Origin of the sequence: Microtetraspora glauca, from assembly GCF_040656155.1 — a bacterium.
In the GTDB taxonomy this organism is placed as follows: domain Bacteria; phylum Actinomycetota; class Actinomycetes; order Streptosporangiales; family Streptosporangiaceae; genus Microtetraspora; species Microtetraspora glauca.
Window position 1 is genome coordinate 1 of record NZ_JBFALK010000034.1, and the last position, 20,730, is coordinate 20,730.

General features: G+C 69.8%; 21 protein-coding genes. 17 read left to right on the forward strand and 4 right to left on the reverse strand.

Features of this window, described 5'->3' with window-relative positions; all coding sequences use genetic code 11:
- Nucleotides 1-93 precede the first annotated feature (93 nt).
- Together AB0I59_RS39385 and AB0I59_RS39390 are read right to left on the reverse strand one after the other, a co-directional pair.
- Nucleotides 94-1,038 (reverse strand): CU044_5270 family protein, encoded by a 945-nt coding sequence (locus AB0I59_RS39385; RefSeq protein ID WP_358141620.1) that lies wholly within the window; start codon nt 1,036-1,038, stop codon nt 94-96.
- Complete coding sequence (locus AB0I59_RS39390) at nt 1,035-1,622, reverse strand: RNA polymerase sigma factor (RefSeq protein ID WP_358141623.1); 588 nt, start codon at nt 1,620-1,622, stop codon at nt 1,035-1,037. The genes AB0I59_RS39385 and AB0I59_RS39390 overlap by 4 nt, the downstream gene beginning before the upstream one ends.
- Before the next feature lie 71 nt (nt 1,623-1,693).
- On the opposite strand from AB0I59_RS39390, the gene AB0I59_RS39395 reads away from it, so the two are divergent.
- From AB0I59_RS39395 to AB0I59_RS39420, 6 genes are all read left to right on the forward strand, one after another.
- Nucleotides 1,694-2,107, forward strand: coding sequence for a sigma factor (locus tag AB0I59_RS39395; RefSeq protein WP_358141626.1), 414 nt, complete (start codon nt 1,694-1,696; stop codon nt 2,105-2,107).
- A gap of 76 nt (nt 2,108-2,183) precedes the next feature.
- Nucleotides 2,184-3,794 carry an ABC-F family ATP-binding cassette domain-containing protein gene (locus AB0I59_RS39400; RefSeq protein ID WP_358141629.1) on the forward strand — a complete coding sequence of 537 codons (1,611 nt, stop codon included), beginning with the start codon at nt 2,184-2,186 and terminating at the stop codon, nt 3,792-3,794.
- A 95-nt stretch (nt 3,795-3,889) separates the two neighbouring features.
- Nucleotides 3,890-4,669 (forward strand): hypothetical protein, encoded by a 780-nt coding sequence (locus AB0I59_RS39405; RefSeq protein ID WP_358141632.1) that lies wholly within the window; start codon nt 3,890-3,892, stop codon nt 4,667-4,669.
- Nucleotides 4,670-4,752: 83 nt separating this feature from the next.
- A complete protein-coding gene (locus AB0I59_RS39410) occupies nt 4,753-5,853 on the forward strand; it encodes a saccharopine dehydrogenase NADP-binding domain-containing protein (protein WP_061260423.1) in 1,101 nt (366 codons plus the stop codon).
- Nucleotides 5,854-6,030: 177 nt separating this feature from the next.
- On the forward strand, nt 6,031-7,737 hold the full coding sequence (locus tag AB0I59_RS39415) for a zf-HC2 domain-containing protein (RefSeq protein WP_358141635.1): 1,707 nt from the start codon (nt 6,031-6,033) through the stop codon (nt 7,735-7,737).
- 379 nt (nt 7,738-8,116) lie between these two features.
- Nucleotides 8,117-9,163: a C40 family peptidase gene (locus AB0I59_RS39420; protein WP_358141638.1), complete on the forward strand. Its 1,047-nt coding sequence runs from the start codon at nt 8,117-8,119 to the stop codon at nt 9,161-9,163.
- On the opposite strand, the gene AB0I59_RS39425 is transcribed toward AB0I59_RS39420, so the two are convergent.
- Entirely contained in the window at nt 9,164-9,661 is a 498-nt protein-coding gene (locus tag AB0I59_RS39425) for an inorganic diphosphatase (RefSeq protein WP_061261408.1), read from the reverse strand.
- Between the two features lie 88 nt (nt 9,662-9,749).
- Here AB0I59_RS39425 and dacB point away from each other — a divergent pair, with 88 nt between their 5' ends.
- The 11 genes from dacB to AB0I59_RS39480 all read left to right on the forward strand — a co-directional run bounded on the left by dacB (nt 9,750) and on the right by AB0I59_RS39480 (nt 19,526).
- Entirely contained in the window at nt 9,750-11,129 is a 1,380-nt protein-coding gene (gene dacB / locus AB0I59_RS39430; protein ID WP_061261407.1) for a D-alanyl-D-alanine carboxypeptidase/D-alanyl-D-alanine endopeptidase, read from the forward strand.
- Nucleotides 11,130-11,241: 112 nt separating this feature from the next.
- On the forward strand, nt 11,242-12,324 hold the full coding sequence (locus AB0I59_RS39435) for a zinc-dependent metalloprotease (RefSeq protein ID WP_358141642.1): 1,083 nt from the start codon (nt 11,242-11,244) through the stop codon (nt 12,322-12,324).
- 79 nt (nt 12,325-12,403) lie between these two features.
- On the forward strand, nt 12,404-13,390 hold the full coding sequence (gene tilS / locus AB0I59_RS39440) for a tRNA lysidine(34) synthetase TilS (RefSeq protein WP_358141646.1): 987 nt from the start codon (nt 12,404-12,406) through the stop codon (nt 13,388-13,390).
- Nucleotides 13,391-13,401: 11 nt separating this feature from the next.
- The gene (hpt, locus tag AB0I59_RS39445; protein WP_358141649.1) at nt 13,402-13,959 is read left to right on the forward strand and encodes a hypoxanthine phosphoribosyltransferase; all 558 of its coding nucleotides are present in this window, start codon (nt 13,402-13,404) and stop codon (nt 13,957-13,959) included.
- 264 nt (nt 13,960-14,223) lie between these two features.
- Nucleotides 14,224-16,224 (forward strand): ATP-dependent zinc metalloprotease FtsH, encoded by a 2,001-nt coding sequence (gene ftsH, locus AB0I59_RS39450; RefSeq protein ID WP_061261404.1) that lies wholly within the window; start codon nt 14,224-14,226, stop codon nt 16,222-16,224.
- A 2-nt stretch (nt 16,225-16,226) separates the two neighbouring features.
- Nucleotides 16,227-16,814: a GTP cyclohydrolase I FolE gene (gene folE, locus AB0I59_RS39455; protein WP_061261403.1), complete on the forward strand. Its 588-nt coding sequence runs from the start codon at nt 16,227-16,229 to the stop codon at nt 16,812-16,814.
- Nucleotides 16,815-16,928: 114 nt separating this feature from the next.
- Nucleotides 16,929-17,786: a dihydropteroate synthase gene (gene folP, locus AB0I59_RS39460; protein ID WP_061261402.1), complete on the forward strand. Its 858-nt coding sequence runs from the start codon at nt 16,929-16,931 to the stop codon at nt 17,784-17,786.
- Nucleotides 17,773-18,192 (forward strand): nuclear transport factor 2 family protein, encoded by a 420-nt coding sequence (locus AB0I59_RS39465; RefSeq protein ID WP_061261401.1) that lies wholly within the window; start codon nt 17,773-17,775, stop codon nt 18,190-18,192. The genes folP and AB0I59_RS39465 overlap by 14 nt, the downstream gene beginning before the upstream one ends.
- The gene (gene folB, locus AB0I59_RS39470) at nt 18,189-18,560 is read left to right on the forward strand and encodes a dihydroneopterin aldolase (RefSeq protein ID WP_061261400.1); all 372 of its coding nucleotides are present in this window, start codon (nt 18,189-18,191) and stop codon (nt 18,558-18,560) included. Before AB0I59_RS39465 ends, folB begins: the two co-directional genes overlap by 4 nt.
- Complete coding sequence (folK, locus tag AB0I59_RS39475; RefSeq protein ID WP_061261399.1) at nt 18,557-19,057, forward strand: 2-amino-4-hydroxy-6-hydroxymethyldihydropteridine diphosphokinase; 501 nt, start codon at nt 18,557-18,559, stop codon at nt 19,055-19,057. The genes folB and folK overlap by 4 nt, the downstream gene beginning before the upstream one ends.
- 19 nt (nt 19,058-19,076) lie before the next feature.
- Nucleotides 19,077-19,526, forward strand: coding sequence for a DUF3180 domain-containing protein (locus AB0I59_RS39480; RefSeq protein WP_061261398.1), 450 nt, complete (start codon nt 19,077-19,079; stop codon nt 19,524-19,526).
- A 3-nt stretch (nt 19,527-19,529) separates the two neighbouring features.
- Here AB0I59_RS39480 and AB0I59_RS39485 read toward each other — a convergent pair whose 3' ends face one another.
- Entirely contained in the window at nt 19,530-20,720 is a 1,191-nt protein-coding gene (locus tag AB0I59_RS39485) for an NADH-quinone oxidoreductase subunit D (RefSeq protein ID WP_358141656.1), read from the reverse strand.
- Nucleotides 20,721-20,730: the final 10 nt, after the last annotated feature.

Genomic DNA, 20,730 nt, shown 5'->3' on the forward strand with positions numbered 1-20,730 from the left:
CTGGTTCCCGGATACGCAGATACCGTACATGCCGGGACAAATCAACCAGCGGACATGGGCGACTTCAGCTCACGAGACGCACCAAAACGCCCTCTAAGGGCGTTGTCCAGCCTTGTCGACGAGGTGGGTCTCCAACTGGGCGCTGAGCACGAGAGGGGTGCCCGCCGGTACGAAGACCGGGCCCGAGTCCGTGTACCTGATCGTGTGGTCCGTGACAGTGACCCCGTACGTTCCCAGGTAGCGGAAATCGTCCGGGCTCAGGATGAGCTCGTAGCGTGTCCAGTCGTTGGTGTAGCTGAAAGCCACCCCATGCCGGCCCTCGGCGTCCACGGTATCCGGCCGCACGGCCACTCCCTCGATCAGGGGCAGCGCGCGGAACAGGGCGGCGCGTACCTCCGGGTTGAGCGCCTGCTCGCCCATGAGCTGGTAGATCGCCTGGAAGAGCCGTTGCTCCCTGGACTCCTCATGAGGGCTGCCGTCGCTGTTGAACCACCCGGCCATGGACTCCGTCGTGACCTTGTCGATCCGGCCGAGCAGCTCCTGCGGGGTGACGGGAGGCTCGGCCAGGTCGGCTGCGGAGATTCCGGGATGGGTGCCCTGAACGAGCAGTTCGCCGCTGGGCTGATACCAGGCAGTCTGCTTGCCGTCCACGCTGGTCCACTGCTCACTGGTGGTGCGTTCGTCGAGATTCACGCCGAACCCGTCGCCGGGAGCGGCCAGCTTCTCCCTCACGTACAGCCACTGGCCCGGCGAGGGCTTCATCCCCCCGCGAGCTTCGGCCGCCTCGGCCGCGCGCTCGCTGAGCTCTTGGACGCTCGCCACAGGCGCCATCGGAGGCGCCTGCAACCGGACCGCACCGACACCGATCACCACCGAGAACGCACCGACGAGCGCGACCCGCCAGGCCAGCCGGGGCAGGCGTCGCCGCGCGGGCGCGGGCGGGGTATGGATCTCGTGCAGGAGGCGGGCACGGGCCGACTCCTCTGCCTCGCGGGTGATCGCCGGAGTGGACGCGCGGAACTGCTTGATCTCCTTCACTGCTTCTCCTCTTGGGTCGGGTTGCCACCGAGGGTGGCCCTTGCCTTCTTGCGCGCGCGATGCAGCCGGGAGCGCACTGTCCCCACCGGGATGCCGAGCGCCTGCGCGACCTCCTCGTAGGACAGGTCACCCCATGCGACCAGCAGCAGCACGTCACGGTCACCACGCGACAGCCCCGCCAGCGCCTTCGCGATCCGCCGCTCCTCCTCCTGCGCGGCGACGCGGCTGATCACCGTGTCGGCCATCGGTTCCGGCGGCAGGTCCGCCCCCGTACGGCTCAGCGCCCGCAGGAGCCGCTCCTCGCCGCGTCGGTGTCTGGCGACCAGGGTGGTCGCGATGCCGTACAGCCAGGGCCTGGCCAACGTGCGGGCCAGGTCGTAGGAGTCGCGACGGCGGAAAGCCGTCAGGAACGTCTCCGCTGTGATGTCGTCGGCCACCTGGGGGCCCAGCCGCCGGGCGGCGTAGTGGTGGATCTGGTGGACGTAGCGGTCGAACAGCGCGGCGAACTGCTCAGGATCATCACGCGAGCGGCGGATCAGCTCGGCGTCATCCATCTCGACCGCCTCCACTGGCTGTGCGGTCATTTCGGTCCTCTTGATTCCATGCCTGCTGTCTCCCGAAGGGTCGGAACGGGTTCTCGCCCGAGGAAGACGGGATGCTCACCCGCGAATGCGGCGGCAACCCGCGCAGCGACCCCCGTCTCGTCCGTTTCGCTTTCCTTCTGGTGGGAGACCAGGAGACGGCTGAGGACGTCGTGCAGGACGCCTTCGCCGCCGTCCATCGTCGATGGCGGCGCTTGGCCGATCACGATGATCTGCTGCCCTATCTGCGTACGGCGGTGCTCAACGGCTGCCGCGCGGTTCACCGTCGCCGGGCGATCGCCCGGTGGACTCTGATCCGCTACGACGCCATGGGACGGCATCTCCTGATCATGGGCAATATGTACCCATTGAGCAGGTGGGAGGACGGTCAGGTGACCGTCCTCGTTCGCCCGGAGGCCGCCGGCGCGCATTCTCCGGCCCCCGACTCTCCCGACGCGTCGCCGCAGGAGATGCTCGCGGCCTGGTAGCCGAGGCCGGGAAATTGGGATGCCCACCTGTGAAACCGGCCGGTACCCTGCGCGAGAAGCGAGAGAGGGAAACGCCGTGGGACACGTCGAGATCGGGCATCTGACCTATGTGCTGCCCGACGGAAGGCCGTTGCTCGACGACGTGTCGTTCCGGATCGGAGAGGGCGCCAAGGCCGCGCTCGTCGGGCCCAACGGGGCGGGTAAGACGACGCTGATGCGGCTCATCTCCGGTGACCTCCAACCGGTCGAGGGCACCGTCGCCCATTCAGGCGGGCTCGGTGTGATGCGGCAGTTCATCGGCAGCATCCGTGACGGCCGGTCCGTCCACGACCTGCTGCTCAGCGTCGCGCCGACGCGGATCAGGGAGGCGGCGGCCCGGCTAAACGCCGCCGAGCTCGTGATGATGGAGCGTGACGACGAGAAGACCCAGATGCGCTACGCCCAGGCGATCACGGACTACACGGACGCCGGCGGCTACGACATCGAGGTCCTGTGGGACACCTGCACCATGGCCGCCCTCGGCACGCCGTACGACAGGTGCAAATACCGCGAGGTCAACACGCTGTCCGGCGGCGAGCAGAAGCGGCTCGTGCTGGAGGCGCTGCTTCGCGGCCCCGACCAGACCCTGCTGCTCGACGAGCCCGACAACTACCTCGACGTGCCGGGCAAGCTCTGGCTGGAACAGGCGCTGAGAGAGACGCAGAAGACGGTTCTCCTGGTGTCCCACGACCGGCAGTTGCTGGCCAACGCGGCGGACCGGATCGTCACGGTCGAATCCGGGAACATCTGGGTCCACGGCGGCGGTTTCGCCACGTACGCCGAGGCCCGAAGAGAGCGCAACGAGCGCCTGGACGAGCTCCGCCGCCGCTGGGACGAGGAGCACGCCAAGCTCAAGCGCCTGGTCAACATGTTGAAGAACAAGGCGACCTACAACGACGGCATGGCCAGCGCCTACCACGCGGCGCAGACCCGGCTGCGGAAGTTCGAGGAGGCCGGGCCGCCGGAGGTCGCCCCGAAGGACCAGCTCATCAACATGCGCCTGCGCGGCGGCCGCACCGGCAAGCGCGCCGTGATCTGCGAGACCCTCGAACTGACCGGCCTGATGAAGCCGTTCGACCTGGAGATCTGGTACGGCGAGCGCGTCGCGGTGCTCGGCTCGAACGGCTCGGGCAAGTCACACTTCCTGCGGCTGGTCGCCGGGGAGGCGGTCCGGCACACGGGGGTGGCGCGGCTCGGCGCGCGGGTCGTCCCCGGGCACTTCGCCCAGACGCACTCCAGGCCCGAGCTGATGAAGCGCACACCCTGCGAGATCGTCATGACCGAGCACGCCAGGCTCAAGAACGAGGCGATGAAGGTGCTCGCGCGTTACGAACTCGCCGGCGGCATCGCCGAGCAGCGCTTCGAGACGCTCTCCGGCGGGCAGCAGGCGCGGTTGCAGATCCTGCTGCTCGAACTGTCCGGCGCCACGCTGCTGCTGCTCGACGAGCCGACGGACAACCTCGACCTGGCCAGCGCCGAGGCGTTGCAGGACGGTCTGAACGCCTTCGACGGCACAGTGCTCGCGGTGACCCACGACCGGTGGTTCGCGGCGGACTTCGATCGCTTCCTGGTCTTCGGCTCGGACGGGCGGGTGTACGAGGCGCCCGAGCCCGTTTGGGACGAGACCCGGGTGGTCCGCCCGAGATAGGAGAAGATCCTAAAGAGTTCGTACGGCTCGCGCGTGTCCGTTGGGTGGCGTCCCATTCACCGGGTTATGACGGCTAAGTGACTCAGCGCAGCCGCATGGCAGCAGCATTGGCCCTCGTCGTCATGGTCGTGGCGGCGGGGTGCAGCACGAGCGAGGAGAAGACGAAGCAGCTCTCCCCGCTCGCGCTGAAGGAGCAGGCCTCCTCGATCGGGAAGTCGAACAACGGCTACGTCGTGAGCTGGGCGGGTGTGCTCGGCAACGCCAACCGGTGGCACTTCGGGGAGAACGCCGTCGCTCTGATCAGCGCGCGCGACGCCGCCGGCAAGGAGGTCGTGCGCATGGAGCAGCCGCTGGACGCGATCCCGCCGGGCGGCTCCCTGTCGTTCACGGGCGAGGCGGTGTCCAAGGTCAAACCCGAGCGGGTGAAGATCGAGTACCGCCCGGCCTCGTGGCGGCCGGTGGCGCGGATACCGTCGGCGTTCCGGCCGTTCCCGGTGTCCGACGTGGCGACGGAGAAGCTGGAGGCCGGGTCCTACCTCGTCACCGGGTACATCTCCGATCCCTTCCGCAAGGCCGCGAGCAGCCTGGTCGTCACCGCGCTGCTCCGTGACGACGCGGGCACCCTGCTCGGCGGCGGCACGACCTTCGTCGACGACGTCCGGGCCGAGCGCGACCGGCGGTTCGTCATCACCGCGAACGGTATCAAGGGGAAGGTCGCCGACACCGACGTGTCGGTCAGGACCTGGGGCGCCACGGCCAAGCCGTACGAGGAACTGGTGGCGGCCGGGACGGTCCCCGTCAACGCGACCAAGCCCACGACCAAGCCGTTCGCCAAGGATCGCGGCTATCCGCCGATCGGCGACCGACGGCCATGAACGGCATGGTGGCGGTCCCGGAGCCCAGAATAGGAGCGGACCCACTATGGATCTTGAATTCGGAGGCGGGTTACCGTAACGGCATGACCACCTCCCGGATCGTGCTGTTCGGGGCCACCGGATTCACCGGCAGGCTCACCGCGCAGGCACTGCTCATGATGGGCGCCCGGCCGCTCCTGGTGGGGCGTGACCAGTCCAGGCTGGACGCGTTCGCCGCGTCGCTGCCGGTGGCGCTCCCCACGGCGGTCGCCGACGCCGGCCGTTCCGAGACGCTGGAGCGGATGCTCAACGCCGGCGACGTCCTGATCTCCACGGTCGGACCCTTCACCCGGTGGGGCGAGGGGGCGGTCATCGCGGCGAGCGAGACGGGAGCGATCTACCTCGACTCCGCGGGCGAGCCGACGTTCATCAAGCGGATCTTCCAGCGGTACGGCCCGGCCGCCGCGACCAGGCAGGCCGCTCTGATCACGGCGTTCGGGTACGACTACGTGCCGGGCAACGTCGCCGCCGCTCTCGCGCTGCGCAAGGCCGGCGGCGAGGCGGTCCGGGTGGACGTCGGCTACTTCGTCCGGGGGAACATGGCCAAGCGCGCCAGCGCCGGCACCAGGGCCTCCGCGCTCGGCGTCGTCCTTGAGCCCATGTACGGCTTCCGCGAGGGGCGCATCGTCCGCGAGCACGGCCGTACCCGCCTGTTCAACGTGGGCGGGCGCCGCCGCCACGGCATCTCGATGGGTGCCTCCGAGCACTTCGCACTGCCCAGGGCGTTCCCGGGGCTCCGCGAGGTGAACGTGTACCTGGGCTGGCTCGGCGGCCTCACCCGGGCGGCGGGCGTGCTGGCCAGGGCGACCCCGGTGCTGGCGGCGCTGCCCGGTGCCAAGCGGGTGACCGAGGCGATGGCCGACCGGGTGATCCGCCTGGGCAATCGGGGGAAGGCGGCCGATCCCGACATCTCCTCGCAGACCGTGGCGGAGGCGTACGACAAGGAAGGCCGGTTGCTGGCTTCGGTCCAGCTCGACGGGGGTGACCCGTACGACTTCACCGCCCGGATCCTGGCATGGGCGGCGACCACCGCCCTGGCCGACGGCGTGAAGGGGGCGGGGGCGCTCGGTCCCGTGGAGGCGTTCGGGCTGGACGCGCTGCTCGACGGTTGCACCGGTGCGGGGCTGCACCTTTCTCCCGCCTAATCCCCCTTATCGAGACAAGTCACGAAATATCCAAAGCGTCAGATAAATCGGTTCCCGTCCGGCGCAAGTCGTACAAAACGCAAATCCCATTGTATAAGCCGGGCGCGTCAATATCATTTGCGTCCGTTCAGTGGAATCAGTAGAACTGCTAGTTATTAATCATTTACTCTCGGTCATATGAATGACCGCGTACTGGTCGAGGCGTTGCGGGCTCGGGACCCGGGCGCCCTGGCCGCGCTGTACGACTCGTATGCCCAAGCGATTTACCGATACTGCCTGGTCATGCTCGGCGGGCCGGACAGCGCGCAGGTCGCCCTGCGCGACACGCTGATCGCCGCCGAGGCGCTGGTCGGCTCGCTGGCGGATCCGGACCGGTTCCGCGTCTGGCTGTACACGCTGGCCAGAGGGGAGTGCCTGCGCCGCCGCATGCCGCAGGGCGCCGAGCAGCCGGACACCGACCTTTCCACCGTGCTCGTGCCCCAGCTGTCCGACCCCGCCGACGCGGAGTTGCGGGTCGTCGCCTGGCACGCCACGCGCGGCCTGAGCCCGGAGGACCGGGAGGTCCTCGAACTCGCCAGCAGGCACGGCCTTACCGGCCCCGATCTCGCGACGGTCCTCGGCACGGGCCAGCGTTACGCCGACGGCCTCCAGGAGGCCGCGACGGAACGCCTCAGCGACGCGGTCACCGTGGAGATCCTCGCGAGGAAAGGGCCCTACGACTGCCCTCGCAGGGCGAGGATCCTCGCCGGGTTCGACGGCGAACTGGACGCCGAGACCCGTGAGCGGATCGCCCGCCATCTCCCGCGCTGCGAGACGTGTTCGGCCCATCGCGTGCGACATGTCTCCCTGGCCAAGGTCTTCGGCCTGCTCCCCGAGGCGAGCCTGCCGGACACCGTACGCGTGCGGGTGATGAGTTGCTTCGCCGATCCCGAGCTGGTCGCCTACCGCAGGTACGTCGCCAAGCGGGTGGGACGGCTCACCTCCTCAGGGTTCCCCTCGGGAGGCGGCGGCCGCGGCTGGTCCCGCGCGCTGGGCGGCACGCTGGCCACGGTGGCGGCGGTCGGCCTCGTCCTCCTGTCGTTCAACCAGTTCGCCGACCGGCCGGAGGACCGGATCGTCGGCATCGCGTCGGACGCCTTCCCCGCCGCGGGCGACCCTCCCGGCCTCAAGGTGCCGTGGAAGGCCACGCCGCAGGACCGGCCGCTGATCCTCACCCCGATCCTCGACCGGGATTCGACGCGTCCGGCCGGGTCGCACGACGAGTCCGCGGGGCCGGGCGTACGCACGAGCCCGGATTCGGAGCCGGGCACGAGGGCCACCCCGTCTCCCTCAGCTTCCCCGGCCACGCCGACGCCCCGCCCGTCGAGAGTGGAGTCCTCTCCGACGGAGCCGGCGCCGAGCCCGTCCGGGGAGACGTCTCCGGTGCCGAGCCCCTCGGACTCCCCGAGCGGCAAGCCCGAACCCACCGATCCCACCGTCTCGCCGGTTCCGGGGGTTGACCACCAGCACCATCCCCGCCCGCAGCGGCGGCGCTGTCCACCCGAACGCTCGCCGTCGCCCACCCCCGGCAGTACCGCGACGGCGAGCCCCTCCCCTGTGACGGCGCCCCGCGCACGGCCTGCGCGGTCCGAGCGGCCGGCGAGACACCCGCGACCCGCCCGGTCCGATCGGCCCGCACGACCGGACCGGTCCGAGCGGCCGGGCCGGCCCGAGCGGCCGGAGCGCCGGGACCCGGCGGGGCCGTCCCCGGCGGCTACCGCGCCCGCCGCGCCGTCCCCGGCCGCGCCGCCCACGGTGGCCGCACCGTCTCCGCCGCCCGCGTCGCCTCCGCCGCCCGCACCGCCTGCGGCGGCGCCCTCACCGGCGGGTCCGCTCGTCGCCTGACCGGCCGGCGCTCGGCCCCTGGCGGGTGAGAATTTCCGCTCAATACGGATACGCGGACGGGTAATCCCGTCCGCGTTTGTTATCCCACTACGGAGACAAAGCGACCCTTATTCCGTACCGCACGGCCCTGGCCGGAATTGCCCGAGAATGGCGTTGGAAATTTCAGGTTCCCAAAGATTACGTTCGGTGAGCCTAGTGTGTACGCAGAGTTATTCTCGGGGAGTCTGGGAGTGGAGAAACGGAAGGGGGCAGCATGCCACTCCGCATGGCATCCGGGCATATCGCCGGGCTCGCTTGCGGGCTCATTCTCACCTTGGCCACCCCGGCGGGTGCCGATCCGGGGCAACCGGCGGGAAAAGTCGCCGACGCGCGTGAACAAGTGCGTGTCCGTGCCCAGGAACTCGGCCGGGTCCAGGCCCGGTTCGCCGCTGCCAAGGCACGGCTGAGCGAGCTCAACTCCGACGTCGAGCGCCTCGTCGAGGCGTACAACGGCCAGCTCGTCATGCTGCGGTCGGCCGAGGAGGCGTACGACCAGGTGTCGGAGCGGGTGGAGCGGGCGCGAACCGAGGTCGAGGAGGCGCGAAAACCGGTCGCCGCGGTGGCCGCGCAGCGCTACGCGAACCTGAGCATCGACCAGATGGGCCTCGCCATGGTCACCGGAGCCGAGGGCTTCGAGGGATTCATCCAGCAGGCCGGCATGCTGAACCAGCTCGGCAGCGAGCAGACGGCGAGCATGCAGAACCTGGAGGACACCCAGACCGTGCTCAAGATCGTGCGCGCCCAGGCCGAGCGGGCGTACACCGAGCAGGCCGCGAGCGCCGAGCAGGCGAGGCTGGCCAAGGAGGCCGCGGCGACGGCGGTGGCCGAGCAGGAACAGCAGATGGCGGAACTCAAGCAGGCGACGGAGGAGATCTCACAGCGCCTCGACGCCGCCCGCTCGCGGGTCGAGCGGCTACGGCAGGCCAGGCTGGCCCGTCAGGCGCGGCGAGAGTCCCAGTTACGGACCATGACCACGCGGGCCGCGCTCAAGGCCCCGGGATGGGCGGCCACCGAAGTGACCGGGCCGGGCGGTGTCGCGGCGACCTGGGCGCTCCAGCAGCTCGGAAAGCCGTACGTCTGGGCCGCGGCGGGTCCGGCGAGCTATGACTGCTCGGGGTTGACCATGCGGGCGTGGGAGCGCGCGGGGGTTGACCTCGACCACTGGACCGGCACGCAGTGGCAGTCGGGCCCGCACGTCCCCATCGACCAACTCCAGCCGGGTGACCTGGTCTTCTTCGGGCGGGTGACGCGAGACCCCGGCTCCATCCACCATGTGGGCCTCTACATCGGGCGGGGGCTGATGGTCCACGCCCCCCAGACGGGGGACGTGGTCCGCATCGCGCCCATCTGGCGTCCCGACCTCGTCGGGGCCACCCGGCCGGACTGATCAGGCGTGCTCGTGGCCCTGCTCCTGGAAGCGCTTCACGGAGTTGACGATCTCGGCCTCGGCCTCGGTCCGGCCCACCCAGTTGGCGCCCTCGACTGACTTGCCGGGCTCCAGGTCCTTGTAGACCTCGAAGAAGTGCTGGATCTCCAGCCGGTCGAACTCCGCGACGTGGTGGATGTCGCGGATGTGCTCCATGCGCGGGTCCGTGGCGGGCACGCACAGGACCTTGTCGTCGCCGCCCTTCTCGTCGGTCATGCGGAACATGCCGACGGCGCGGCACTTGATCAGGCAGCCGGGGAAGGTCGGCTCCTGGAGCAGCACGAGCGCGTCCAGCGGGTCGCCGTCCTCGCCCAGCGTGTTCTCGATGAACCCGTAGTCGGCGGGGTACTGAGTGGACGTGAAAAGCAGACGATCCAGTCGGATGCGGCCGGTCTCGTGGTCCACCTCGTACTTGTTCCGTTGCCCCTTGGGAATCTCAACGACAACGTCGAACTCCACTACGGTTCCTCCACTCAAGCTCTCCCGGCATCCCGGGGGGCGTTAATGTCTCGTAGGCGTACATCCATTTGGCGCGACAAGAGGTGACATGGTGCGACGCGAGCGATGGGTGCTGTTAGTCACCCTCGCCCTATTGCAGGTGTTCGCCGTCGCCGTAGGCGTCTATGTGATCACCCATGACATCCGCCGCCCGTCGGCTCCGATCGCCTCACCGGAACCGACCCCCACCCCCATCATCACCGCGGGTGCGGTTCTGGCCGCGGTTGGGGACGCGCCTCTCCCCGCTAAGGGTACTTTGACCACGCGGCTCGCCCACGCGCTGGGTGACCCCGCCCTCGGGCGCAGCTCGGGCGGGGTCGTACTGGACGCGGCGAGCGGCGCCACGCTCTTCAACGGCCGCGCGGAGATCGCGCTCACGCCCGCCTCGACCACCAAGGTCGTCACCGGCGTGGCCGCCCTCGCGTCGCTCGGCCCGGACGCCAAGATCGCGACCAGGGTCGTCACAGGAGCCGGCGCGAACACGATCGTCCTCGTCGGCGGTGGTGATCCCACCCTCACCGGGGCGAAGAAGCCGCGCGGCGTCTATCCCGAGCCCGCCTCCCTCGCCGTCCTGGCCTCCCGCACGGCCAAGGCGCTGAAAGCCGCCAAGATCACTTCGGTCACGCTCGGATACGACACCTCGCTCTTCACCGGACCGGTGACCGCGCCCGGATGGAAGCCCACCTACGTGCCCGAGGGCAGCGCCGCGCCGGTGACCGCGCTCACGATCGACGAGGGGCGGGTCGCGCCCGGCCAGGGGGCCCGCGTCCCGGACCCGCCGCGTACGGCCGCGGACGCCTTCGCCTCGCTCCTCGGCACGTACGGCGTCAAGGTCGGCAAGGACGTGAAGCCCGTCACCGCCGGGCAGACGGCCAAGGAACTCGCCCGCGTCGAGTCGCCTCCCGTCTACGCCCTGGTGGAGCGCATGCTGACGCAGAGCGACAACGACCTCGCCGAGGCACTGGCCCGCCAGGTCGCCATCGAGGAGGGACTGCCGCACACGTTCGCCGGGCAGGCGGCGGCCGTCCACCGCGTACTCGGACGGCTCGGTCTCGACAAGGAGATCAAGGTCACCGACGGCAGCGGCCTGTCCATCAGGAACCGCATCACCCCCACCGCGCTGGCCCGGCTGCTCGCCGCCGCGGTGTCACCGGCCAACCCCGACCTTCATTCACTGATCAGCGGGCTGCCCATCGCCGGATACACCGGCACCCTGCACAACCGGTACGACACATCGGGATCGGAGGCGGGCGCCGGGCTGGTCCGCGCCAAGACCGGCACGCTCAACGGTGTGAACACCCTCGCCGGAGTCGCGTACACCACCGACGGGCGGCTGCTCGCCTTCGCCTTCATGGCCGACGACGTGCCCGACCCCGGAGCGGCGGTCGCCGCGCTCGACCGCCTGGCCACGATCGTCTCCCAGAGTTGACCGGTTTCGCCGCGCCCGCGGCGCGACCGCCGCGCTCCCCGCTCACTCCTCCTCAGCACACCGCCGCGCCCCTCGCGCGCGCGGCGAGGGGGGAGAACGTACGGTGGTGAGTATGCAGGTGATCGACTGGGATCTGGCCGTCGCGACCGGAGTGCGCTTCGTGCGCCCGGGGCCACAGGTGAGCCGGGAAGAGGCCAGACAGGCGGTCGCCGAGCTGAGGCGGCTGTCCCGCGAGGCCGAAGGACACGTACGGGAGTTCACCCGCATCGACTCGGCGCCGCCGGAGGCCGCGACCGTCGTCGACCGGCCCGGGTGGATCCGCGCCAACGTCGACGGGTTCAGGGTGGTCTTCGAGCCGCTCACCCAGAAGATGTCGAGCGTGCCCGCGATCGTCGGCGCGGTCGGTTCCCGCATCACCGGAGTGGAAGTGGGCGCCGTGCTGGCGTTCCTCGCGTCCCGGGTGCTGGGGCAGTACGAGCTCTTCCTCCCGCCGGACCCCGAGGGCAACGCGCCCGCGGGGAGGCTGACCCTCGTGGCGCCCAACATCGTGCACACCGAGCGCGAGATGGGAGTCAACGCGCGTGACTTCCGTCTCTGGGTCTGCCTCCACGAGGAGACTCACCGCGTGCAGTTCACCGGCGTGCCCTGGCTCCGGGAATACGTGCGCACCCAGATGACCGACTTCCTGCTCGCCTCCGACATGGACCTGACGACCCTGCTCGAACGGTTGCGCGCCGCCTCCGACGCGGTCGCCGACGCCATCAGGGGAGGCGACGGCAACCTCATCGAGGCCATCCAGACCCCGGAGCAGAAGGCCGTGCTCGACCGGGTCACCGCGGTGATGACCCTGGTCGAGGGGCACGGCGACTACGTCATGGACGCCGTCGGCCCGTCCGTCGTGCCGTCGGTGGCTGAGATCAGGTCCAGGTTCCAGCGCCGCAGGGAGGGCGGGTCGCGCACCGACCAGCTCATCCGGCGCCTGCTCGGCATCGAGCTCAAGATGAAGCAGTACGCCGAGGGGTCCCACTTCGTGCGCACCGTCGTCGAGCAGGCCGGGATGGACGGCTTCAACCGGGTCTGGACGTCTCCCGACACGCTGCCGAGCCGGGAGGAGATCGCGGATCCCCAGGTGTGGATGGGCCGCGTCCTCGGCAACCGCTCGCTGGAGCAGGGAACGGCCGCGCCGGAGTCCTGACCGTCGCGCGTTCTCCGCGTCGGCCGATCCGGGCGGACACGGTTCCCACGTCCGGCCGGCCTGCGGACAGAATGGCCTCATGGGTCCCCATCCCGCTGTCGCCGACGTGCGCCGTGCCGTACGGCAGTCGCTCGCGGACCTGCCCCAGGGGGCGCTCGTCCTGGTCGCGTGCAGCGGCGGCGCCGACTCGCTCGCGCTCGCCGCGGCCCTCGGCTTCTCCGCCCCTCGCATGGGCCTGCGCGCCGGGCTGCTGACCGTCGACCACGGCCTGCAACAGGGCTCGGCGTCCCGCGCGCACGACCTCGTACGGCTCGCGCCCGCGCTCGGCCTCGACCCCGCGCTGGTCCTGCCCGTCACCGTGGGCACCGAGGGCGGGCCGGAGGCGGCCGCGCGCGACGCCCGCTACGCGGCGCTCTCGGAGGCGGCCCGGAGGCTGGAGGCCGCGGCCGTGCTGCTGGGGCACACGCTGAACGACCAGGCGGAGACCGTGTTGTTGCGGCTGGCGCGCGGCAGCGGCACCCGGTCGCTCGCCGGCATGCCGGGGATCTCCGGCGTCTATCGTCGGCCGTTGCTCGGCCTGAGCCGGGCGCGGACCGAGGAGGCGTGCGCGGCTCTGGGGCTCCAACCGTGGCACGACCCGCACAACATCGACCCCGCCTACACCAGGGTTCGGGTCCGCCATGACGTCGTGCCCGTCCTTACGGCCGCGCTCGGGCCGGGTGTGGCGGAGGCGCTCGCCCGTACCGCGCGCCTGTGCCGGGACGACGCCGACGCCCTGGACGAGTGGGCCGACGCCGTACTCGCCGAGTCGCGTACGGGATCCGGCGTCGAGCTGGCCGTCGCCGTACTGGAGAAGGTCCCCGGAGCCGTGCGGCGGCGGGTCATCCAGCGGGCGGCGGTGGAGGCGGGCGCGCCCGCGTCCGCGCTCGCGGCGGTGCACATCGACGAGGTGGAGCGGCTGATCAGCGCATGGCGGGGGCAGAGGCGGGTCGATCTACCCGGGGGGGTGGGAGCGGTCCGGCGCTGTGGCACCCTGATATTCGCTACAGCGAACAACCTCGCGTAAGGATTCCGCAGGTGGATGCAGCCGACATGGGCAAGGACCTCTTGAGCGTCCTCATTCCGGAACACGAGCTCCAAGACAAGATCAAGGAACTCTCCGGCCAGATCGATGCCGACTACGACGGTAAGGACCTGCTGATCGTCGGCGTCCTCAAGGGCGCGGTCATGGTCATGGCCGACCTGGCCCGGGCTTTGCACGTCCCGGTGCAGATGGACTGGATGGCGGTGTCCTCATACGGGGCGGGCACCAGATCGTCCGGGGTGGTGCGGGTGCTGAAGGACCTCGACACCGACATCGCGGACCGTCACGTGCTCGTGGTCGAGGACATCATCGACTCCGGTCTCACGCTCTCCTGGCTGATGAACAATTTGAAGTCGCGCAACCCGGCCTCGCTGGAGATCTGCGCGCTGCTCCGTAAGCCGGACGCGGTCAAGGTGCCAATTGATGTGAAGTATGTCGGGTTCGACATTCCGAACGAGTTCGTGATCGGTTACGGGCTCGACTATGCGGAGCGGTATCGCAACCTGCCGTTCATCGGCACGCTCGCTCCACATGTCTACGGCGGCGAGTAAGCCCTGAGCGAAGTCCTCTTGTGCGGGCCGCGGTCCGCTCCCTGGTAGGGAACACGGATTGCGTCACGTACGTTGGAAAGGTAAAGCCGGAGCCGCTCATGCAGTTACCGCATGCGGCGGCCCGGTGTACCTTCTGATATCTGCGGGTGCCATTCGGTTACCTGCGGGTAGTCAGTAGGAGCGGCGAGGGATGCCGCGACCCGGGTTCCGCCCGGGGCCAGGCCTTGGTCAGGAAGGGACGGGCCCGCCGGGGTTCCGCAACGGATGGATCTCAAGCGATTTACACGTGGGCCACTACTGTGGATCCTGGGCATCGTCGTGCTTCTCCTGCTCGTCACCACGATGTTCAACGGGGACGGCAACTACACCACCGCCGACACCTCTACCGTCGTCCAGCAGATCCAGCAGGGCAACGTGAAGAGCGCCAAAGTCGTCGACAAGGACCAGCGCGCCGAGCTGACGCTGCTGAAGCCGATCGACGTCGGTGGCAAGTCCGTGGACCGCATCCAGGCCCCCTGGGTGCAGGGCCAGGGCGTCCAGCTGACTGAGGCGCTGGCGAAGGCCAACCCCTCCAAGGGCTGGACCGTCGAGGTCCCCAGGGAGAACTTCCTGGTCAGCCTGCTGGTCAGCTTCCTGCCGATCATCATCATCGTCCTGATCTTCCTGTTCATCATGAACCAGATGCAGGGCGGCGGCTCCCGCGTCATGAACTTCGGGAAGTCGCGGGCGAAGCTGATCACCAAGGACACTCCCAAGACGACGTTCGCCGACGTCGCGGGTGCCGACGAGGCCATCGAGGAGCTCCAGGAGATCAAGGAGTTCCTGCAGGCCCCGGCCAAGTTCCAGGCGATCGGCGCCAAGATCCCCAAGGGCGTCCTGCTGTACGGCCCGCCCGGAACCGGCAAGACCCTGCTCGCCAGGGCGGTGGCCGGTGAGGCCGGCGTGCCGTTCTACTCGATCTCGGGTTCCGACTTCGTCGAGATGTTCGTGGGTGTCGGCGCCTCGCGTGTCCGCGACCTGTTCGAGCAGGCGAAGGCCAACGCTCCGGCGATCATCTTCATCGACGAGATCGACGCGGTGGGCCGTCACCGCGGCGCGGGTCTCGGCGGTGGCCACGACGAGCGCGAGCAGACGCTGAACCAGCTCCTCGTCGAGATGGACGGCTTCGACGTGAAGGGCGGCGTGATCCTCATCGCCGCCACCAACCGGCCCGACATCCTCGACCCGGCGCTGCTGCGCCCCGGCCGCTTCGACCGTCAGGTCGTCATCGACCGTCCGGACCTGGAGGGTCGCAAGGGCATCCTGCGCGTCCACGGCCGCGGCAAGCCGTTCGCCCAGGACGTCGACCTCGACGTCATCGCGCGGCGTACGCCCGGCTTCACCGGAGCCGACCTGGCCAACGTGATCAACGAGGCGGCGCTGCTGACCGCCCGGCAGGACCAGAAGCTCATCTCGATGAACACCCTCGAGGAGTCCATCGACCGCGTGATGGCCGGTCCTGAGCGCAAGTCCCGCGTGATGTCCGACGAGGAAAAGAAGATCATCGCGTACCACGAGGGTGGTCACGCCCTGGTCGCGCACGCGCTGCCCAACTCCGACCCGGTCCACAAGATCACGATCCTGTCCCGCGGCCGCGCCCTCGGTTACACGATGACGCTGCCGATGGAGGACAAGTTCCTCGCGACCAGGTCAGAGATGATGGACCAGCTCGCCATGCTGCTGGGTGGCCGCACCGCGGAGGAGCTCGTCTTCCACGAGCCCACCACGGGTGCCTCCAACGACATCGAGAAGGCCACCTCCATCGCCCGCCGCATGGTCACCGAGTACGGCATGAGCGAGAAGCTCGGCGCCCGCAAGTTCGGCAGCGGCAACGGCGAGGTCTTCCTCGGGCGTGAGATGGGCCACGAGCGCGACTACTCCGAGCAGATCGCCTCCACGATCGACGAGGAGGTCCGCCGGCTCATCGAGTCCGCGCACGACCAGGCGTGGGAGATCCTCGTCCAGTACCGCGACGTGCTCGACAACCTCGTGCTGGAGCTCATGGAGAAGGAGACCCTCTCCCGCGAGCAGGTGCTCCAGGTCTTCGCTCCGGTCGAGACGAAGGAAAAGCGTCCCTCGTACGCCGGGTACGGCAAGCGGCTCCCGTCCGACCGCCCGCCGGTGATCACTCCGAAGGAGCGGGCCAACGGCAACGGGCAGGCTCTGCCCGCCGGCAACCCGGCTCCGTGGATGAACGACCAGGCGCCGCAGAAGGACGAGGCCTGACCGTGACGGTCGAGCCGCATTACGTGGACCAGGGCCGGATCGAGAAGGCCGTCCGGGAGATCCTCTTCGCCATCGGCGAGGATCCCGACAGGGACGGCCTGCGCGACACCCCGGCCCGGGTCGCACGTGCCTACACGGAGCAGTTCGCGGGACTCGGTCAGCGGCCGGAGGACGCGCTGACCACGATGTTCGACGCCGACCACGACGAGATGGTGCTGGTGAAGGACATCGAGGTCATGTCGACCTGCGAGCATCACCTGCTGCCCTTCCACGGCGTGGCCCACGTCGGGTACACGCCGAACGCCAAGGGCCAGATCACCGGTCTGTCCAAGCTGGCCCGGCTGGTGGACGTCTACGCCCGCCGGCCGCAGGTTCAGGAGCGGATGACCTCGCAGATCGCCGACGGGCTGATGCGGGTGCTCGAACCACGCGGTGTGATCGTGGTCATCGAGGCCGAGCACATGTGCATGAGCATGCGCGGTGTGCGCAAGCCGGGCGCGAAGACCATCACCTCCGCGGTCAGGGGCGACTTCCGCACCTGCGAGAGCACGCGGGCCGAGGCGATGTCGCTCATCCTCGGGCGCAACTGATCCGGATACAGTTCCCGACCTCCGAGCGCCTAGGCTTGGCTGCGAGCGAGAAGCGAGCGAACCAGTAGACACAGTGACGAATGGTCATCGCCGGCTCGCGGACGAGGAGGCAGCATGACCACACACCACGTGCCCGGGATGCCCGATCCCGGGCGATGCCTGGTCATGGGCGTGGTCAACGTGACGCCCGACTCCTTTTCCGACGGCGGCCAGTGGTTCGACGCGGACGCCGCGATCGCCCACGGGCTGGAACTGGTCGCCCAGGGCGCGGACATCGTCGACGTCGGTGGCGAGTCCACCCGCCCCGGTTCCGCCCGGGTCTCCCTCGGAGAGGAACTGCGCAGGGTCGAGCCCGTGATCCGCGTCCTCCGCCAGGAGGGCGTGACGGTCAGCGTGGACACCATGCGCGCGGAGGTCGCCGAGGCGGCCGTGGAAGCCGGTGCCATGCTCGTCAACGACGTGAGCGGCGGGCTGGCCGATCCGGCGATGCCCAGGGTCGTCGCGGCGACCGGCGTGCCGTACGTCGTGATGCACTGGCGCGGCCACAGCCACGACATGGACAGCCGCGCGATGTACGGAGACGTCGTCACCGAGGTGACCGAGGAACTACGCAAGCGGGTCGACTCGGTGCTCGGCGAGGGCGTGCGCGAGGAGCAGATCGTCATCGACCCCGGGCTCGGGTTCTCCAAGCATCCCGAGCACAACTGGGCGCTGCTGGCCGGGACCCGCAAGCTGGTCGAGATGGGCCATCCCGTGCTGATCGGCGCGTCGAGGAAACGGTTCCTCGGGCGCCTGCTGCCGGACGCCGAGGGCAGGCCCCGCCCCTTCGACCGCAGTGACGACGCCACGCTGGCGGTCACCGCGCTCGCCGCGCGGGAGGGCGCCTGGTGCGTCCGGGTACACCAGGTCGGACCCAACGCGGACGCCGTACGCGTCGCGGCGGCGTGGAAGGCAGCCGATGAAGGACGTTGAGGAGCTCAACCAGGAGTTCTACGACGCGATCGAGAGCGCGGACCTGGATCGGATGTCCGAGATCTGGGCGGAGGACGCGGGCGACCGGGTGGCGATGTGCGTCCACCCCGGTTGGCCCATGCTCAGCGGCCGGTCCGAGGTGCTCCGCTCGTGGGCACTGATCATGGCCAACACCCCGTACATCCAGTTCGTGCTGACCGACGTGCGGACCATGGTGCTGGGCGACGTCGCCGTGCTCACCTGCGCGGAGAACATCCTGACCGCCGCGGACACCGACGAGGCGGGGTTCGCCGCGGGCCGGGTGGTCGCGACCAGCACGTACGTCCGCACCCCGGACGGCTGGCGCCTGTGGTTGTACCACGGGTCCCCCGTCCTGCAGAGCGAGGACGAGGAGGAGGAAGAGTGAGCGGCCGGAGTGACAGCGTTCGCCTGGTGGGGCTGCGCGCGCGGGGGCGGCACGGCTGCCTGCCCGCGGAGCGGGAGCTCGGCCAGGAGTTCGTGGTCGACGTGACGTTGTTCCTCGACACCGCGCCCGCCGCCGGGGGAGACGACCTGACCAAGACCGTCGACTACGGCGCGCTGGCCGTGCGCCTGGTGGAGACGGTCGGGGGCGAGCCGGTCAACCTCATCGAGACGCTCGCCGACCGGCTCGCCTCCGTCTGCCTGGCGTACGACCTGGTAGACGAGGTGGAGGTCAGCGTGCACAAGCCGGCCGCGCCCATTCCGCTGCCGTTCGACGACGTGGTGGTGACCATCAGAAGGGGTCGCGAATGAGGGTCGTGCTCGCGCTCGGCAGCAATCTCGGTCGCCGGATGGAGAATCTCCAGGGCGCGATCGACGCCCTCTTCGACGCTCCGGGACTGACGTTCGTCGCCGTCTCCCCCGTGTACGAGACCGACCCCGTGGGCGGGCCTGAGCAGGACCCCTACCTCAACGCCGTCGTCGTGGCCGAGTCCATGCTGGACGCGTGGGCGCTCCTCGAACGCGCCCAGAGCATCGAGAACGCCTTCGGCCGGGTGCGCGTGGAGCGCTGGGGGCCGCGGACTCTCGACGTGGATCTGATCATGGTGGACGACGTCGTGTCGGCCGATCCCGAGCTCACGCTCCCGCACCCCCGGGCGCATGAGCGGGCGTTCGTGCTGGTCCCGTGGCTGCGGGCCGATCCGGAGGCGACGCTCACCGGGCACGGCGCCGTGGCCGACCTGCTCGCCGGGCTGGACCAGGCCGGTGTACGGCTGCGCGACGACCTGTCCCTGGAGCCCCCCGCCTGATGTCGCAAGAGGAGCCTGCGTGAAGCCCAGCAACCCCGGCGTGCTGGTCGGCCTGGTGGTGGTGTTCGCGCTGCTCACCTGGGGCCTGCTGCAGAAGACCTATTCCCAGCTGCCGACCGTGCCGTGGAGCGCGATCCCGACCCTGCTGCTGCTGGCCATCGGTGAGGCGTACACCGGGTGGCTGACCCGGGCCAGGATCCGCCGCAAGCCGGGCACCAAGCCGGCCGAGCCGCTGGCGGTCGCCCGGCTCGCCGCCCTGGCGAAGGCCACGGCGCACGCGGGCGCGGTGTTCGGGGGCGTCTTCGCGGGTTTCGTGCTCCACGTGCTCAACCTGCTCGACCTGCCCCAGCCGCGGCAGGACGCGTTCGTCGCGGGCGGCTCGTTCGCCTCGTGCGTCGTGCTGATCTGCGCGGCGCTTTTCCTTGAGCACTGCTGCCGGGTGCCGGGCAAGCCGGAGGAGCGCAAGTAACCGCTATTTGTCGATGTCCCCGACGACGAAGAACATCGAACCGAGAATGGCGATCATGTCGGCGACCAGATGCCCCGGCAGGATCTCCCGTAGCACCTGGACGTTGTTGAACGACGCGCTGCGCAGCTTCAACCGCCAGGGGGTCTTCTCGCCCCGGGACACGAGGTAGTACCCGTTGATGCCGAGCGGGCTCTCCGTCCAGGCGTACGTGTGGCCCTCGGGGGCCTTGAGGATCTTCGGCAGTCGCTGGTTGATCGGTCCCGGGGGGAGCTCCCGCAGCCGGTCAAGGCAGGCGTCCGCCAGGTCGAGGGAGGCCTTGACCTGGTCGAGCAGCACCTCGAACCGGGCGTGGCAGTCGCCTTCTGTCCGGGTCACCACCCTCACCGGCAGCTCGCCGTATGCGAGGTAGGGCTCGTCCCTGCGCAGATCGAAGTCGACTCCGGAGGCGCGGGCGATCGGGCCGCTCACGCCGTACTGCATGATCGTCTCGCGGGGCAGCACCCCGACGCCCCTGGTCCGGGCGAGGAAGATCTCGTTGCCGGAGACAAGGTTCTCGATGTCGGGGAGGCGGCGCCGTACGTCGGCGACGGCCTGCCCCACGCGGTCGAGCCAGCCGAGCGGCAGATCCTCCTTGAGGCCGCCGACGCGGTTGAACATGTAGTGCATCCGGCCGCCGGAGATCTCCTCCATGACGTGCTGCAGGGTCTCCCGCTCGCGGAACGCGTAGAAGACCGGGGTGATCGCGCCCAGCTCCAGGGGGTAGGACCCGAGGAACATCAGATGGTTGAGCACCCGGTTGAGCTCGGCCAGCAGCGTGCGCGCCCACACCGCACGTCGCGGGACCTCCATGCCGAGCATCCGCTCGACCGCGATCACGACGCCCAGCTCGTTGGCGAAGGCCGACAGCCAGTCGTGCCGGTTCGCCAGGACGATGATCTGGCGGTAGTCGCGCACCTCGAACAGCTTCTCGGCGCCCCGGTGCATGTAGCCGATGATCGGCTCGGCGCTGACGATGCGCTCGGCGTCCAGGGTGAGTCGCAGCCGCAGCACGCCGTGCGTCGACGGGTGCTGCGGTCCGATGTTGAGGACCATGTCCTCGGTGGCCAGTTCCCGGGGCGCCACCGCTCCCGCGCCCGACCCGATGCCCACGACGCGTTCCCGGAACGCCCCCTCGGCCCGAGGCTCTCCTGTCATACGGCCATGC

Excerpts from the sequence above, each read along its gene's own strand:
- ftsH (WP_061261404.1), top strand. The coding sequence starts at position 14,224 with ATGGATCTCAAGCGATTTACACGTGGGCCACTACTGTGGATCCTGGGC.
- AB0I59_RS39395 (WP_358141626.1), top strand. The coding sequence starts at position 1,694 with ATGCTCACCCGCGAATGCGGCGGCAACCCGCGCAGCGACCCCCGTCTC.
- AB0I59_RS39415 (WP_358141635.1), top strand. The coding sequence starts at position 6,031 with ATGAATGACCGCGTACTGGTCGAGGCGTTGCGGGCTCGGGACCCGGGC.
- AB0I59_RS39405 (WP_358141632.1), top strand. The coding sequence starts at position 3,890 with ATGGCAGCAGCATTGGCCCTCGTCGTCATGGTCGTGGCGGCGGGGTGC.
- tilS (WP_358141646.1), top strand. The coding sequence starts at position 12,404 with ATGGGTCCCCATCCCGCTGTCGCCGACGTGCGCCGTGCCGTACGGCAG.
- AB0I59_RS39465 (WP_061261401.1), top strand. The coding sequence starts at position 17,773 with ATGAAGGACGTTGAGGAGCTCAACCAGGAGTTCTACGACGCGATCGAG.
- dacB (WP_061261407.1), top strand. The coding sequence starts at position 9,750 with ATGGTGCGACGCGAGCGATGGGTGCTGTTAGTCACCCTCGCCCTATTG.
- folK (WP_061261399.1), top strand. The coding sequence starts at position 18,557 with ATGAGGGTCGTGCTCGCGCTCGGCAGCAATCTCGGTCGCCGGATGGAG.
- AB0I59_RS39390 (WP_358141623.1), bottom strand. The coding sequence starts at position 1,622 with ATGACCGCACAGCCAGTGGAGGCGGTCGAGATGGATGACGCCGAGCTG.
- AB0I59_RS39435 (WP_358141642.1), top strand. The coding sequence starts at position 11,242 with ATGCAGGTGATCGACTGGGATCTGGCCGTCGCGACCGGAGTGCGCTTC.
- AB0I59_RS39485 (WP_358141656.1), bottom strand. The coding sequence starts at position 20,720 with ATGACAGGAGAGCCTCGGGCCGAGGGGGCGTTCCGGGAACGCGTCGTG.
- folP (WP_061261402.1), top strand. The coding sequence starts at position 16,929 with ATGACCACACACCACGTGCCCGGGATGCCCGATCCCGGGCGATGCCTG.
- AB0I59_RS39410 (WP_061260423.1), top strand. The coding sequence starts at position 4,753 with ATGACCACCTCCCGGATCGTGCTGTTCGGGGCCACCGGATTCACCGGC.